This is a genomic window from Cupriavidus sp. 94F1 (assembly GCF_057798875.1).
Map to the genome: position 1 here is coordinate 457,803 of NZ_JBYOJT010000006.1, position 15,503 is coordinate 473,305.

At 62.6% G+C, this 15,503-nt stretch carries 14 protein-coding genes; 2 read left to right on the forward strand and 12 right to left on the reverse strand.

The window, feature by feature from the left end; translation table 11 throughout:
• Nucleotides 1-22: 22 nt before the first annotated feature.
• The 3 genes from AC3FJ6_RS18105 to ppsA form a co-directional block, all read right to left on the reverse strand.
• Nucleotides 23-961, reverse strand: a complete 939-nt coding sequence (locus tag AC3FJ6_RS18105; protein ID WP_153947777.1) for an SPFH domain-containing protein — start codon at nt 959-961, stop codon at nt 23-25.
• Between the two features lie 51 nt (nt 962-1,012).
• Nucleotides 1,013-1,438 carry an NfeD family protein gene (locus AC3FJ6_RS18110; protein WP_488773112.1) on the reverse strand — a complete coding sequence of 142 codons (426 nt, stop codon included), beginning with the start codon at nt 1,436-1,438 and terminating at the stop codon, nt 1,013-1,015.
• Nucleotides 1,439-1,617: 179 nt separating this feature from the next.
• Nucleotides 1,618-4,002 (reverse strand): phosphoenolpyruvate synthase, encoded by a 2,385-nt coding sequence (gene ppsA / locus AC3FJ6_RS18115; protein ID WP_488773113.1) that lies wholly within the window; start codon nt 4,000-4,002, stop codon nt 1,618-1,620.
• Between the two features lie 378 nt (nt 4,003-4,380).
• Here ppsA and ppsR point away from each other — a divergent pair, with 378 nt between their 5' ends.
• Nucleotides 4,381-5,193 (forward strand): posphoenolpyruvate synthetase regulatory kinase/phosphorylase PpsR, encoded by an 813-nt coding sequence (gene ppsR, locus AC3FJ6_RS18120; RefSeq protein ID WP_092600258.1) that lies wholly within the window; start codon nt 4,381-4,383, stop codon nt 5,191-5,193.
• 86 nt (nt 5,194-5,279) lie between these two features.
• Complete coding sequence (locus AC3FJ6_RS18125; RefSeq protein ID WP_488773114.1) at nt 5,280-5,888, forward strand: hypothetical protein; 609 nt, start codon at nt 5,280-5,282, stop codon at nt 5,886-5,888.
• Nucleotides 5,889-5,898: 10 nt separating this feature from the next.
• On the opposite strand, the gene AC3FJ6_RS18130 is transcribed toward AC3FJ6_RS18125, so the two are convergent.
• The 9 genes from AC3FJ6_RS18130 to rseP form a co-directional block, all read right to left on the reverse strand.
• A complete protein-coding gene (locus tag AC3FJ6_RS18130; protein WP_488773115.1) occupies nt 5,899-6,681 on the reverse strand; it encodes a TrmH family RNA methyltransferase in 783 nt (260 codons plus the stop codon).
• A gap of 60 nt (nt 6,682-6,741) precedes the next feature.
• The gene (rnhB, locus tag AC3FJ6_RS18135) at nt 6,742-7,404 is read right to left on the reverse strand and encodes a ribonuclease HII (RefSeq protein ID WP_488773116.1); all 663 of its coding nucleotides are present in this window, start codon (nt 7,402-7,404) and stop codon (nt 6,742-6,744) included.
• Nucleotides 7,404-8,597 (reverse strand): lipid-A-disaccharide synthase, encoded by a 1,194-nt coding sequence (lpxB, locus tag AC3FJ6_RS18140; RefSeq protein ID WP_488773167.1) that lies wholly within the window; start codon nt 8,595-8,597, stop codon nt 7,404-7,406. The genes rnhB and lpxB overlap by 1 nt, the downstream gene beginning before the upstream one ends.
• 28 nt (nt 8,598-8,625) lie before the next feature.
• On the reverse strand, nt 8,626-9,429 hold the full coding sequence (gene lpxA / locus AC3FJ6_RS18145; RefSeq protein WP_153947785.1) for an acyl-ACP--UDP-N-acetylglucosamine O-acyltransferase: 804 nt from the start codon (nt 9,427-9,429) through the stop codon (nt 8,626-8,628).
• 43 nt (nt 9,430-9,472) lie between these two features.
• Nucleotides 9,473-9,925, reverse strand: a complete 453-nt coding sequence (gene fabZ / locus AC3FJ6_RS18150) for a 3-hydroxyacyl-ACP dehydratase FabZ (protein ID WP_061958372.1) — start codon at nt 9,923-9,925, stop codon at nt 9,473-9,475.
• Nucleotides 9,922-11,028 (reverse strand): UDP-3-O-(3-hydroxymyristoyl)glucosamine N-acyltransferase, encoded by a 1,107-nt coding sequence (lpxD, locus tag AC3FJ6_RS18155; RefSeq protein ID WP_488773117.1) that lies wholly within the window; start codon nt 11,026-11,028, stop codon nt 9,922-9,924. The genes fabZ and lpxD overlap by 4 nt, the downstream gene beginning before the upstream one ends.
• 49 nt (nt 11,029-11,077) lie before the next feature.
• Entirely contained in the window at nt 11,078-11,608 is a 531-nt protein-coding gene (locus tag AC3FJ6_RS18160) for an OmpH/Skp family outer membrane protein (protein WP_092600018.1), read from the reverse strand.
• Nucleotides 11,609-11,628: 20 nt separating this feature from the next.
• Nucleotides 11,629-13,959: an outer membrane protein assembly factor BamA gene (bamA, locus tag AC3FJ6_RS18165; RefSeq protein WP_368086169.1), complete on the reverse strand. Its 2,331-nt coding sequence runs from the start codon at nt 13,957-13,959 to the stop codon at nt 11,629-11,631.
• 138 nt (nt 13,960-14,097) lie between these two features.
• Nucleotides 14,098-15,495 carry an RIP metalloprotease RseP gene (gene rseP, locus AC3FJ6_RS18170; RefSeq protein WP_488773118.1) on the reverse strand — a complete coding sequence of 466 codons (1,398 nt, stop codon included), beginning with the start codon at nt 15,493-15,495 and terminating at the stop codon, nt 14,098-14,100.
• Between the last annotated feature and the right edge of the window lie 8 nt (nt 15,496-15,503).

Below are 15,503 nucleotides of genomic sequence, written 5' to 3' on the forward strand. Positions count from 1 at the left end.
TTTTCAGCGATGCCAGATGGCGTCAGAGCACCTTCTCGACCTTCTGGCCCTTCACGATCTGCAGCGCAGAAGCAATCATCGAGCTCATCTCGCCGAGATTGCCTGGCACGATCAGCGTATTACCCTGCTTGGCCAGGTTGCCAAAGGCGGCAACGTATTCCTCCGCCACCTTCAGGTTGACTGCCTCCGTACCGCCCTCCCCGCGAATGGCGTGGCCGATTTTCTCGATGGCCTGCGCATTGGCTTCCGCCACGGCCAGAATGGCTGCGGCCTCGCCCTGCGCCTTGTTGATGGCGGCCTGCCTTTCCCCTTCGGACTTCTGGATGGCGGCTTCACGCGCGCCCGAGGCCAGGTTGATCTGCTCCTGGCGCTTGCCCTCGGACGCGGCGATCAGCGCCCGCTTCTCGCGCTCCGCCGTGATCTGGGCCTGCATCGCGTGCAGGATTTCCTTCGGCGGCGTCAGGTCCTTGATCTCGTAGCGCAGCACCTTCACCCCCCAGTTGGCCGCCGCCTCGTCGAGGGCGTTGACCACGCTGTGATTGATGAATTCGCGCTCCTCGAACGTCTTGTCCAGTTCCAGCTTGCCGATGACTGACCGCAGCGTGGTCTGCGACAACTGCGTGATAGCCACCACGAAATTGCTCGATCCGTACGAAGCCTTCATCGGGTCAGTCACCTGGAAGTACAGCACCCCATCGACCTGCAACTGCGTGTTGTCCTTCGTGATACAGACCTGGCTCGGCACATCGAGCGGGATTTCCTTGAGGATGTGCTTGTAGGCCACGCGGTCGATAAACGGCACGACAATCGACAGGCCCGGCGTCAGCGTCGCGTGGTAGCGCCCCAGCCGCTCCAGTACCCAGGCGTGCTGCTGTGGCACGATCTTGATGGACTTCGCAATCAGTACGATGGCGGCAATGAGCAGAATCAGCGGAAACAGACCGAGCTGATAGGCAAGCATGTACGACTCCCGTCAAAAAGAAAAGACTGCAAGGCAGAGGCAAGCGCCAGGCTAGCGTGGCGACACGATAAGCGTGGCGCCGCGAACTTCGATGATTGTGTAGCGCCCCGGGGAGGGGTCGGTCCCGGGAGCCAGCTCCACGGTCCAGTCGGCGCCGCGATATGGCACGCGGGCGCGACGGAAGGCATCCCAGGCGGAGACTTCGACTTCCTGTCCGATATCGATGTTCACGTCAGGGTTGGTCGCGGCATCGCTACGGCGCAGCCGGCCGAAGCGTGTGCGCCGCATCGCCACGATGGCCACGATGGCAACCACTGCCGCGGTAACCGTCTGCACGGGTACCTCGGCACCCAGCAGCGCGGCAATGCCGCCGGCTGTCACGCCGCAGGCGACCATCAACAGATAAAACGTGCCGGTGGCCATTTCCGCGATCAACAGCACCACGGACGCGGCAAACCAAAAGTAGTACGACGTCATCCCGTTCCTTTCCAGCCAGCCAGACACCAGCCCGAAAAAACAAAACCCCCGCCAAACGCCTGCGGCGTCTGCGGGGGCAGTTGGAACACCTGACCGCAGGGCCGGTGCCACACGGCGCGCCGGCCCATCAGGCCGGACGCCGCTTGTTCGGGTACGTCGCTATTGTGACGCGAAATGCCTCAGGAAGCCAGTTGCTGCCAGGTTTCCACCACCGAATCAGGATTCAGCGAGATCGACTTGATCCCTTCCTTGGCCAGCCAGGCTGCAAAGTCCGGATGGTCCGAGGGGCCCTGGCCGCAAATGCCGACGTACTTGTCCAGGCGCAGCGCCGTGGAAATGGCGCGCTGCAGCATGAAACGCACGGCCGGATCGCGCTCGTCGAAGTCCTTGGCCAGCAGTTCCATGCCCGAATCGCGGTCCAGGCCCAGCGTCAGCTGGGTCAGGTCGTTCGAGCCGATCGAGAAACCGTCGAAGAATTGCAGGAACTCTTCGGCCAGAATCGCGTTGGACGGCACCTCGCACATCATGATGATGCGCAGACCATTCTCGCCACGCTTCAGGCCGTGCTTGGCCAGCAGTTCGATCACGCGCTCGGCCTGGCCCAGCGTCCGCACGAACGGCACCATGATCTCGACGTTGGTCAGGCCCATCTCGTCGCGCACGCGCTTCATGGCCTTGCATTCCATCTCGAACGCTTCGGCGAAGTCGTCGGCGATGTAGCGCGAAGCACCACGGAAGCCCAGCATCGGGTTTTCCTCGTCCGGCTCGTAGCGCGAACCGCCGATCAGCTTCTTGTACTCGTTCGACTTGAAGTCCGACAGACGCACGATCACAGGCTTCGGATAGAACGCGGCACCGATCGTGGCCATGCCTTCGGCCAGCTTGTCCACGTAGAAGGCACGCGGGCTGGCGTGGCCACGGGCCACCGATTCCACGGCCTTCTTCAGGTCGGCATCGACCTGCGGATAGTCGAGAATTGCCTTCGGGTGAACGCCGATGTTGTTGTTGATGATGAATTCCAGGCGAGCCAGGCCAACACCGTGGTTCGGGATCTGCGCAAAATCAAACGCCAGCTGCGGATTGCCGACGTTCATCATGATCTTGGTCTCGATCTCCGGCATTTCGCCGCGCATGACCTCGGTGACCTCGGTTTCGAGCAGACCGTCGTAGATGCGCCCTTCGTCGCCCTCGGCACACGACACCGTCACCAGCGTGCCGTCCTTCAGCACGTCGGTGGCATCGCCGCAACCGACCACGGCCGGCACACCCAGTTCACGCGCGATGATCGCGGCGTGGCAGGTACGGCCGCCACGGTTCGTGACGATCGCCGCGGCACGCTTCATCACCGGCTCCCAGTTCGGGTCGGTCATGTCGGCCACCAGCACGTCGCCAGGCTGCACACGTTCCATCTCGGACGGATCGTTGATCACGCGGACCGGGCCCGTGCCGATCTTCTGGCCGATTGCACGGCCGCTGGTCAGCACCGCGGACGTGCCTTTCAGCTTGAATCGCTGCTCGGCCTTGCCGGCCGACTGGCTCTTCACGGTTTCCGGACGCGCCTGGAGGATATAGATCTTGCCGTCCTTGCCGTCCTTGCCCCATTCGATGTCCATCGGGCGGCCATAGTGCTTCTCGATGATCATCGCGTAGCGGGCCAGCTCGTTCACATCGTCATCGCTGATCGAATAACGGTTGCGCAGCTCGGGCGGCACGTCCACGGTCTTCACACGGCCGGCTTCGCCTGGCTTGGTGAATTCCATCTTGATCAGCTTCGAGCCGATCGAACGGCGGATGATGGGGTACTTGCCGGCTTGCAGCGTCGGCTTGAAAACGTAGAACTCGTCCGGGTTCACGGCACCCTGCACCACCGTTTCGCCAAGACCATAGCTCGACGTGATGAACACCACGTCCGGGAAGCCCGACTCGGTATCGATCGTGAACATCACGCCCGAGGCAGCCAGGTCCGAACGGACCATGCGCTGGACGCCGGCCGACAGGGCCACCACGTCGTGGGCAAAGCCCTTGTGCACGCGGTAGGAAATGGCGCGGTCGTTGTACAGCGACGCGAACACGTGCTTGATCTTGTCGAGCACGTCGTCGATACCGCTGACGTTGAGGTACGACTCCTGCTGGCCTGCGAACGAAGCGTCGGGCAGATCTTCGGCGGTGGCCGACGAACGCACGGCGAACGATGCCTCGGCGCCTTCGCGCGCCGACACGCGTGCATAGTGCTCGCGGATTTCGGTCTCGAGACGCGGCTGGAACGGCGCCGAGGCCACCCAGTTGCGGATCTCGGCACCGGCTTCTGCCAGGGCCTTCACGTCGTCGACGTCAAGCGTCTTCAGGCGTTCCGAAATGCGAGCGGTCAGGTTGTTGTGTTCGAGGAAGTCGCGGAATGCCAGCGCGGTGGTGGCAAAACCGCCGGGGACGCGCACACCGGCACCGGCCAGCTGCGAGATCATCTCGCCAAGCGACGAATTCTTGCCGCCGACGGTCTCCACGTCCTGCATGCGCAGTTCTTCGAACGGCAGCACGTAGGCGCCGTTATTTACCTGGTTGGTCATAAAAGCCTCAAAACAAAGTAAGAAATCTTTTGCACCGACCGGTATGTTGTTGGAGTTCTGGCCCCGGCGGATCGCTTGGCTGAGCAATTCCGTGTGACATCGGACGCTTCCGATGCTGCAATGCACATTGTCGACAATTCGGCGCCAAATCGTTGCCTGGCTGGGATTGGCGGAATTGCTTAGCCAAAAGATCGCCGCTATTCTACCGTGCCGCACCGCACTTTCGCTCGGCGGCTGCTCCAAAATAATTGTTCAGACATGTCCCTGCCCGAAGCGCCTGACGCGTCGCAACCCGCGCCAGCCCTGACTTCCCAGTCTTCTTCATCCGCTGCCGGCGCCCAGCCTGGGGCTGCGACGGCACCTGTGGATCGCCCTGCCGTGCGTACGGTTTTCATTGTGTCGGATGGCACAGGCATCACGGCCGAGACGTTCAGCCACTCGATCCTGGCCCAGTTCGAGATGCGCTTCCGCAAGGTGCGCATGCCGTTCGTCGACACGCCCGAGAAGGCGCATGTGGCCGTCAGCAAGATCAACGAGGCGTTCTACAACGAGGGCGTGCCGCCCATCGTGTTCACCACGCTTGTCAACGCCGAGTCCAACAAGGCGATGCGCCGCGCCAAGGGCATGATTCTGGACATGTTCCAGACGTTCATCGAACCGCTGGAAAAAGAACTGGGACTGAAGTCCACGCATGCGATCGGCCGGTTTCACCAGAACGCCGATACCGAGGCGTACAAGAACCGCATCGAGGCAATCAACTTCTCGCTGGCGCATGATGACGGTCAGTCACACAAGAACCTCGAGGACGCCGATGTGATCCTGGTGGGCGTGTCGCGCAGCGGCAAGACGCCTACCAGCCTGTATCTGGCCATGCAGTACGGCCTCAAGGCGGCCAACTATCCGCTGATCCCCGACGATTTCGAGCGCGGACGTCTGCCTTCGGCGCTCTACGCGTTCAAGTCCAAGATTTTCGGGTTGTCGATCGACCCGCAGCGGCTGACCGAGATCCGCAACGAGCGCCGGCCGGGCAGCAAGTACGCGGCGGTTGAGAATTGTCGCTACGAGGTCAACGAGGCCGAGGCGATGATGCGCCGCGAAGGGATCAAGTGGCTGTCGTCGACCCACAAGTCGATTGAGGAAATCGCGACGACGATCCTGCAGGAAATCAAGGTCGACCGCGATAACTATTGAAACACACGATTTTTGAGAATCGTCTTCTTGGCGGGTGATGGCTGGAGGGGAAAGATGACGTCATCGAACGTTTTCTTTCATGAACCATGTCCATCACCATGTCAGCTGATCCGCTTTCCAGCCTCCCCGACGCGGCCGATCCCACCCGCGCTCGCCAGCACCGCTACCCGCCGCGCCACGACTGGCGCATGGCCGCCACCATCTTCACTGCAGTCTTCGTCGCCCTCGGCGGGATCTTCGCCATCCTCGATTACTCCGGGCGCCAATCCGACAAGACGACCGACAACATCTATTACCGCTTCGATATGGTGGATGAGCGGCTCGGCGTGATGGACCGCCAATCCCAGGCAACCGACAAGCGATTGGATGGCATCGACCGCCGGATCGACAGGCTTGAAGTGAAGGTTGACGAAGGCTTCGCCAAGGTCGACCGGCGCCTCGATAAGATGGACGAACGCTTCGACAAGATGGACGAGCGCTTCAACAACCTCGAAGTCGGGCTCGGCAGGAAGTTCGACCAGATCGACCGGAAATTCGCCCAGATTGACGGGAAGTTCGACCAGATTGACGGGAAGTTCGACCAGATCGACGGGAAGATCGGTCAGATCGCGGACCTCCTGCACCTCCTGGTCGAACAGAAGGCCACTTCAGGCGCCACGGAACCCAGCCAAAAACTGGGCAGCCGCCCTCGCTAACAGCGCTCGCTCAGCCTGTCCGCCGCTGGCGTACCGCTTCAAACAGGCAGATGGCGGTCGCTGCGGCGACGTTCAGCGATTCCAGGCCACCGGGTTGCGGAATGCCGACCTTGCGCGAGACGCGTGCCATCCACTCCTGGCTCACGCCCGCGCCCTCGTTGCCGACGACCCAACCTACCGGCTGGCGCAGGTCGGTATCGAACACGGTGGCGTCGGCATGCGAGGACGTCGCAAGCAGCGGCACGGCCAGCCGGGACGCGAGCATGTCGAGTGTGCAGTGCTCGACGATATTGAGATGGAAATTCGCACCCATGCCGGCACGCAGTGTCTTGACCGACCAGGCGAATGCACAGCCGGTGGTCAGGAACGCGTGAGGAATGCCAGCCGCCGCGGCACTGCGCAGGATCGAGCCGACGTTGCCCGCATCCTGGACGCCATCGAGGATGATGCAGTCTGTCGCAATCTGCGCTGGCAGATGACCCGCCGGCGTCTCGATCACGAACAGCAGGTCGATGCCGTTCGCCACATTGCTGATCTGGCTGAAGAGCGCATCGGCCAGCACGACGACGCGTTCGGGCTCGACCTGGTCGAGCAGGCGCCGTACTTCGGCATGGTCAACATGACGTTCGCCTACGACGCAAGAGACCGGCTGACCCAATGCGGCAACGTAGGCCTGCGCCAGATGCACGCCGTCCAGCACCGATTGCCCGGCCTTGCGACGTTGATGCGTAGACCCGATCAGGGCCTTCAGGTGCTTGAACAGCGCGTTATCGCGCGAAGTGACGTGCTTCAAGGGGGTGGTGTCTTAGAAAGGCGGCGCTTCCTGGGCCTGGGCCTGGGCCTGGGCCTGGGCCTAGGCCTGGGTCATGCCGTTGACGCGTTCCAGCGCCAGGCGGACCGGCGCGAACGACCGCCGATGATGCGGGGTGGGACCATGCCGATCCAGCGCAGCAAAATGCTGAGGCGTCGGATAGCCAAAATGCGAATCGAAGCCGTAATCGGGATACTGCGCGTGCAATTCCCGGAGATTGCGGTCACGCGCAACCTTTGCCAGGATCGACGCGGCCGAAATGGCACGCACCTTGGCGTCGCCCTTGACGATCGCTTCCACAGGAAAAGCCACCTGCGGGCAACGATTGCCGTCCACCTGGACCAGATCGGGAATCACGCCATTGGCGGCAAGCCCTTGAACGGCGCGCTGCATGGCCAGCATCGAGGCATGGAGGATATTGATCGAATCGATTTCCTCGACCGTTGCAAAGGCGATGTGCCAGCCCAACGCCCGCTCGCAGATCCTGTCGAACAAGACCTCCCGCTTTTCCGCGGTCAGGATCTTCGAATCGGCGAGCCCGCGGATCTGGCGGTCCGGATTCAGCACAACAGCCGCCGCGTAAACGGGCCCCGCCAGCGGGCCACGGCCTGCTTCGTCCACGCCACAAAGGCGCTGGACCACGGCGACCGTCTGCGTCAGTGCAAGCCCCATCTGGCCGACATTGACTGCCTTGATGCGCGGCATCACACAGCCCCCCGAGTGTGGAGCAGATCCGCCACCACACCGGCCGCCAGCTTCGACGTATCGCGCTTTAGCGTTTCATGCATGGTCGTGAAATGTTCACGCAGGAATGCAATATTGCCTTCGTCATTGAGCTGCAACAGCGTTTCGCGCGCCAGCGCCTCTGGCGTGGCATCGTCCTGCAACAGTTCGGGCACGACAAAGCGTCCCGACAGAATATTAGGCAGTCCGACGTACGGCAGATAGCCCTGTCGTTTCATGATTTGTGCAGTCAGCCAGGGCACCTTGTACGAGATCACCATCGGCTTTTTGTACAGCGCAGCCTCCAGCGTTGCCGTACCGCTCGCCAACAGGATCACATCGGCTGACTCCATCGCCAGATGTGACTGACCATCCACAATTGTCAGATCGATCTCGGGATGCTGCGCGTGCAGACCTTCCACAATGGCATGGAGTGCCGGCGAGGCGGCGGGCAACACGAATGCCAGATTCCCGTCCATACGGTGCATGCGCGCCATGGCCTCGAAGAAAGTGGCGCCGAGATTCCGGACTTCGGACTGTCGGCTGCCCGGCAGCACGGCCACGATACGCTTGTTTTCCGGGAGGCCCAGCTTGGTGCGGGCGCCGGCCACATCGGGCACCATCGGAATCACATCGGCAAGGGGATGACCGACGTATGTTGCCGGGATACCCGCCTTGGCGTAGATCTCCGGCTCGAACGGAAACAGACAGAGAATATGGTCTACCGCACGCGCGATGGTACGAATGCGACCGCCCCGCCACGCCCAGATCGACGGACTGACGAAATGGACGACCGGTATGCCGGCGCGCCGCAGCGGAACTTCGAGACCGAAGTTGAAATCCGGAGCGTCGACACCAATAAAGCACAGTGGCGGCTGGGCCAGCAGCTGGTCCCGAATGGCCCGACGCGTGGCCAGAATCTCGCGCAGCGACCCCAGGACTTCCACATAGCCGTTGACGGAGAGTGTTTCCATCGGCCAATGCGAGACAAACCCTTGCGCCATCATGCGGCGGCCACCGATCCCGGCATAGTCAACCGACTCGCCCAGCCGTGCGTGCAATCCTTCCAGCAACAGCGAAGCCAGCAGATCGCCAGATGCCTCGCCAGCAACCATGGCAATCGTGCCACGCTTGTTTTCATGAGCTTCCGCATCAGCGGGAAGCACGGCCTGCATGGCTGCCTCGACCATGTCCGGCTGACGTCTAGCGCACGATGCCGCGTTGGGTCGCGGCGAGGAACTCGACGAAGGCCTTTAGCGGCGCTGCCGTGGTGGCATCCGACTGGCCCAGCATGGTCGAAATCTCGTTGCGGGCATCGTCGAAGCTGAGATCCGACTTGTACAGCAGCTTGTAAGCCTGACGCAACGCCGCGATCTGGGCCGCATCGAAGCCGCGCCGACGCAGGCCCTCGACGTTGATGCCATGCGGCGTCGCCTTGTTGCCGCTCTTGTCGCTCGCGGCAATCACGAACGGCGGCACGTCCTGGACCAGTGCCGAAGCCCCACCCAGCATGGCATGCGCGCCAATACGCACGTACTGATGCACGCCGCTCATACCGCCAAGAATCGCCCAGTCGCCCACTTCCACGTGGCCGGCAATCTGCGCATTGCTCGAAAACACCGTGTGGTTGCCCACGCTGCAGTCGTGCGCGATATGCACGTACGCCATGATCCAGTTATCGCTGCCGATGCGGGTCAGGCCGCGATCCTGCACGGTGCCCGTGTGGATTGTCGTGAATTCGCGAATCGTGTTGCGATCGCCAATCTCGAGCCGGGTGGGCTCGTTGGCATACTTCATGTCCTGCGGCACTCCGCCCACCGAGGCATATGGCCCGATGCGGTTCCCCTCGCCGATCGTGGTATGCCCCTCGACCGTGGTATGCGAGCCGATCCGCGTGCCGCTGCCGATCCGCACATTCGGACCGACGATCGAGAACGGGCCGACTTCCACATCGGCGGCGAGTTCAGCCTTCGGGTCGATCAGTGCGGTGGGATGGATTTGCGTCATACGTACTGTCCTGTGCTGTCAGTTCTGCTCGGTAACGGGAAGATCAGGCCTCGGCCTGCTTGACCGTGCACATCAGCTCGGCTTCGCAGGCAACCTCGCCATCCACGGTGGCGCTGGCCTTGAACTTCCAGATGCCGCGAATGTAGCGTTCCACGGTCACGTTCAGGTGCAACTGATCGCCGGGATACACCACGCGCTTGAAGCGGGCGCCGTCGATGCCGACGAAGTAGTACAGCGCGCCTTCCTTGCGCTCCATGTCGGCGCCAAAGGTCAGCAGGCCGGCCGATTGCGCCAGCGCCTCCAGAATCATGACACCCGGCATCACCGGTTGTTCCGGAAAGTGGCCCATGAAGTACGGCTCGTTGATCGTCACGTTCTTCAGGGTCTTGATCCGCTTCTGCGGTTCAAACTCGAGCACGCGGTCGACCAGCAGGATCGGATACCGATGCGGCAGCAGCTTCAGGATCTTGCGGATGTCGATATCGGAGGCTGTCATGATGATTTCTCTTCGTCTTGTTTGCTATTAACCCCGGCGGACGTGCCGCGCAGCCGGCGCTCCAGTTGCACCACACGCTCGCGCAGCTTCGACAGGCCGCGCACGATGGCCGCGTTGCGTTCCCACTCGCCATGCGATGTGAATGGGAACACGCTGGTGAAATGCCCACCGGGTTTTGTAATCGATTTGGTAATCGAGGTACCGCCGGACACTGTGGTCCGGTCGGCGATATTCAAATGTCCGGAAAAATTGGCCGCGCCGCCAATCACGCAGAACCTGCCGATCTTCGTACTGCCCGAAATCGCGGCCGTGCCGGCAATCACGGTGTGCGCGCCAACATGGACGTTATGGGCGATCTGCACCTGGTTGTCGATCTTGCAACCGTCCTCGATGACGGTATCGGCCATGGCCCCGCGGTCCACGCAGGTGTTGGCGCCAATCTCCACATCGTTGCCCAGCACGGCCCGCCCCACCTGGGGGATCTTGACGTACTGGACCCCGCCCGGCCCGATATCGGGCGCAAAGCCAAAGCCATCGGCCCCGATCACCGCACCGCTGTGCAGGATGTTGCGCGCGCCCACCACGCAACGATGATAGACAGAAACATTGGCGTAGATGAGCGTATCTTCGCCGATCTGCGCGCCTGCGCCGATAAAGGCATTTGCCAGGACGCGGACCCTCTCGCCCAGCCGCGCTCCGGCCTCGATGACCACGTTCGGACCGATAAAGCACGACGCAGGCACGACCGCGTCGGGCGCTACCGTGGCACGCGGGTCGATGCCGGTACGCGGATCGGCATTGGCGACGCGATCGAAACGCTGGGCCACGCGCGCAAAGCAGACGTACGGATTGCGCGCCACCAACCAGTTTCGGCCGTCAGCCTGCCCATCCGCGCGAATGCGCTCCAGATCCGCGGGCGACACGATCACGGCACCGGCCTTCGAAGCCAGCGCCTGCGCCAGGTAGAGCGGATTGGAAAGAAACGACAGATCGCCGGGACCGGCCTGGTCGAGCGGTGCCAGACCGCCCACGGCCAGGTCGGGATCACCCACAACCTGCGCGCCGTTCTCGGTGGCGAGCTGACCCAGTGTGGGTGTCTGCATGGCGGTACTTCCTTGAAAAATCGTAAAGCGGCGCGCGAGCGCCCGCCGCTTACTTGCCGGAGCTGGCGTTCAGCGCCTTCATCACGTCGTCCGTGATGTCGATGCGCGGATTGACGTAGACCGCTTCCTGCACGATCAGGTCGTACTTGCGCTGCTCGGCCAGTTGACGGATCACGCGGTTGGCGCGCTCCAGCACCTGGGCCAGTTCTTCGTTACGACGCTGGTTCAGGTCTTCGCGGAATTCGCGCTGCTTGCGCTGGAATTCACGGTCGAGGTCGGCCACTTCGCGCTGACGGCGCTGGCGGTCGGCGTCGGCCAGCACGGCGGTGTCCTTGTCGAGCTTGTCGGCCATGGCCTTGATCTTCTGGGCCATGTCCTGCAGTTCGCGGTCGCGCTTGGAGAATTCCTGCTCGAGCTTGACCTGGGCGGCCTTGGCGGGCTGCGAGTCACGCAGGATACGCTCCGAGTTCACCGCGGCAATGCGCGCCTCCTGAGCCATCGCCGGGGCCGCCGCGCAAAGGGCCGCAGCGGCCAGCGCGGCCGCGCTCAGGGATTTGATCAGTGGAGTGTGGAGTTTCATCAAACAAATCCTTTTGGGGATCAGAACGCGGTACCAATCTGGAACTGGAACCGCTGAACCTTGTCGTTCTCGTCCTTCTTCAGCGGGAAGCCCATGCTGACCTTCAGCGGGCCGATCGGCGACAGCCACGACATACCAAAGCCGGTCGAGTACTTCAGGTCGCTAACCGTGATCGGCGCACCTTCCTGATAGACGTTACCGAAGTCGAAGAACGTAAACAGACGCAGCGTGCGGTCAACACCCGAACCCGGCAGCGGGAACACGAATTCCACGTTACCGATCATCTTCGAGGCACCACCCACCGGGTTGCCGTTCTGGTCCTTCGGACCCAGCGTGCTGGTCTGGTAGCCGCGGACCGAACCGATACCACCGGCGTAGAAGTACTTGAACACCGGGAACGGCGTATTGCCGTAGCCGTGGCCGTAGGCCACCTCACCGTTGAAGGCCAGCGTGAAGGCCTTCGAGATCGGATAGAAGTACTGCTGCTGGAAGCTGGCGCGATAGTACTGCGTATCGCCGCCCGGCACACCGATTTCCAGGTTGGCCTGAGTGTACGGACCCTTGGTCGGGATCAGCGCACTATCCCGGCGGTCACGCGCCCAGCCGACCGTAAACGGGAAGTTGTTGATCGGGTCGCCGCTTGCCTTGCCGATCTTCTGCAGCCAGGCTGTGTACTGGCTAGGCGTATTGACCGAGGTATAGACCTGGGTACGCTCGTAGCCAATGCCGAAGAACACCGTGTCGTTCTCGGAGAACGGCACGCCGAACTTGAAGCCGCCACCGGCCGACACGATCTTGTAGTCCTGGTCACCCGTGTAGTACAGCGGGCGGGACGTACGGTAGTAGATATCGGTCGAGCGGCTGATGCCGTCCACCGTGAAGTACGGATCGTACTGGGTCAGCGCGATCGTACGGAACGACTTGGCCGTGTTCACATCGAGGCCAAGGCTGGTACCGGAGCCGAACACGTTGTCCTGGCGCAGGCCGGCCTGCAGCACGAGCTTGTCGGTCGACGAGAAGCCGAGACCCAGGCTGATCTGGCCGGTAGGCTTTTCCGTCACATTTACGTTCACATCCACCTGGTCGGGCGCGCCGGGCACGTCCTCGGTCGTGATGTTCGTATCCGTGAAATAGCCGGTACGGTTGATACGGGCCTGCGATTGCTGGAGTTTCTCGCTATCGAACCACGAGCTTTCCATCTGGCGCATTTCGCGGCGCACCACTTCGTCGCGCGTCTTGCTGTTGCCCACCACGTTCACGCGACGCACATAGACGCGGCGACCCGGATCGACCATCAGGGTCAGCGCCACTTCGCGCTTTTCCTTGTCGATCTGCGGCTGCGGGTTGATCGTGGTGAACGCATAGCCGTACGTACCGAGCAGATCGGTGATGGCCTTGGTGCTGGCCGTCAGCTTTTCGGACGAGAAAATATCGCCCTTCTTCAGCTGCAGCAGCTTCTGCATTTCTTCCTGCTTGCCCAGCAGTTCGCCGGCCAGGTGGATATCCGACACCTTGAACTGCTCGCCTTCGGCGATATTCAGCGTCAGGTAGATATCCTTCTTGTCAGGCGTGATCGAGACCTGCGTCGACTCGATCTGGAATTCCAGATAGCCGCGATTCAGGTAGAACGAGCGCAGCGCTTCCAGGTCGGCCGTGAGCTTCTGCTTCGAATACAGGTCGTTCTTGGTGTACCACGACAGCCAGTTGGGCGTGGACAGCTGCATTTCGTCGCGCAGCGTGCTTTCCTTGAACGCCTTGTTGCCAACGATATTGATCTGGCGGATCTTCGCGACCGGACCTTCTTCCACGTTGAACACCACGGACACGCGATTGCGGTCCACCGGCGTCACGGTGGTCTGGACTTCGGCGGCGTAGTAGCCGCGGGCCACGTACTGGCGCTTCAGCTCCTGCTCTGCCTTGTCGATCAGCGCCTTGTCGTAGTAACGCGCTTCGGCCACGCCCACGGCCCGCAGGGACCGGCGCAGCGTGTCCTTGTCGAATTCCTTGATGCCGACGAATTCAAGCTGGGAAATCGCCGGGCGTTCCTCGACCTGCACCACCAGCACGCCGTCTTCGGCGCGGATCTGCACGTCCTTGAAAAACCCGGTATTGTAGAGCGCACGGATGGCGTCGGCGCCCTTGTCATCGGTGAAGGTTTCACCGACGCGCACGGGCAGGTAACCGAAGACGGTACCCGGCTCCACACGCTGCAGGCCTTCCACGCGAATATCCTTGACCACAAACGGATCTGCGGCCCAGCCCGCCGGGCTCCAGGCCGCAATAATGGCACTCGTCAGCAAGCCCAGCGAGATGCGCTTATTTCTGATCAAAGTCGATCCCCTCTTCCTCATCGATTTCATGCAGGGTGTGGCTCCAGCGCCGATTGCCGCTGCGCCTGACAATACCGGCACGACCGATCCTTCCCGACGGAGAAAATCCCCCCGGGATACGACCGCCCCCGTCCGACTGGCGCTTCCGGCTGCGCGAAACTAGCCGCGCGCAAGAAACAGTCGGCTGACGTCATTGAACAAAGCGAGTGAGGTCAGGAGCAAGATGCATGCGATGCCGACCTTCTGCAGCATCGCTTGCCAGTGGTCTGGTACAGGCCTGCCAGTCAAAAATTCCACGCAATAATACAGCAAATGCCCCCCATCCAGCACCGGAATAGGTAACAAATTCAGTACACCGAGGCTGACGCTAACCAATGCGAGGAAGCTCACGAACGGCTGCCAGCCCATGTTGGCGGCCCGGCCGGCATAGTCTGCAACGGTCAGCGGACCGCTCAGATTCTGCAGCGATGCCTGGCCGACGAGCATCTTGCCAAGCAGCTTCAAGGACAGCGTGCTGGTGTTCCAGACCTGATCGGCCGCACGGGCCAGGGCCTGGGTAAACGGGTAGCGCACGATTTCGGTCTGCACGGCCTGGTTCAGCGCGGCGCCCAGCTTGCCAACCAGCGGCGCGGGCTCGCCATCGGCACCAGCCTTGCCGCCCGGTGCGGCATCGAGCTTGACCGTCACGTCAATGCGCTGGCCGGCGCGCTCGATCCCAAGCGTGACGTCCTGGCCCGGGCGCGCCCGAACCCCGCGAATCAGTTCGCCGGCCTGGGTCAGCGGCTGGCCCTGCCAGGCCACCACCTTGTCGCCGGCGCGCAGACCCGCCCGTTGTGCCGCCGACTCGGCGACGATCTCGGTAATGGTGACCGGCCCGCCCTTCAGGGCCAGGCCCAGTGTGGCCAGCGGGTCCTGATCGGGGTTCCCGCCGGTATCGGGAAGCCGGCCCAGTGCGACGTCCCGCTCGGCACCATCGGCACCACGGACGTGCATGACGGCACGCGCCTCGCCAAAACCCTGGGCAAACACGGCCATGCGCAGATCGTTCCAGGACCGGACAGGCTCGGTCTGGCCATTCGCGCTCAGCGACAGCACGCGGTCGCCGTCCCGGACGCCGGCCTGCGCCGCCGCCGTATTGGACGCCGGCGCGGCCAGCACGGGGGCGGGCTCGCGCATGCCGCCGGCAAACAGCACCAGATAGAGGGCGATGGCCAGCGCGAAATTCGCCAGCGGGCCAGCGGCCACGATGACAAACCGCTTGCCCACGGGCTGGCGGTTGAATGCACGCGGCAAGTCGGCCGCATCGATGGCCGGATCCGCGTCCGGGTCGCGCTCCCGCTCGTCAAGCATCTTGACGTAGCCGCCCAGCGGGATGGCAGCCAGCGTCCATTCCGTGCGGTCACGCCCCTTGCTGACCCAGCGGGCGAGCGGACGGCCGAAACCGATCGAGAATCGCAAAACCTTGACCCCGCACGCACGCGCGGCCAGGTAATGGCCCATCTCGTGAACGAAGATCAGGATGCAGAGGGCGACAACGAACGCGATAACGGTTTGCATGGCAATCA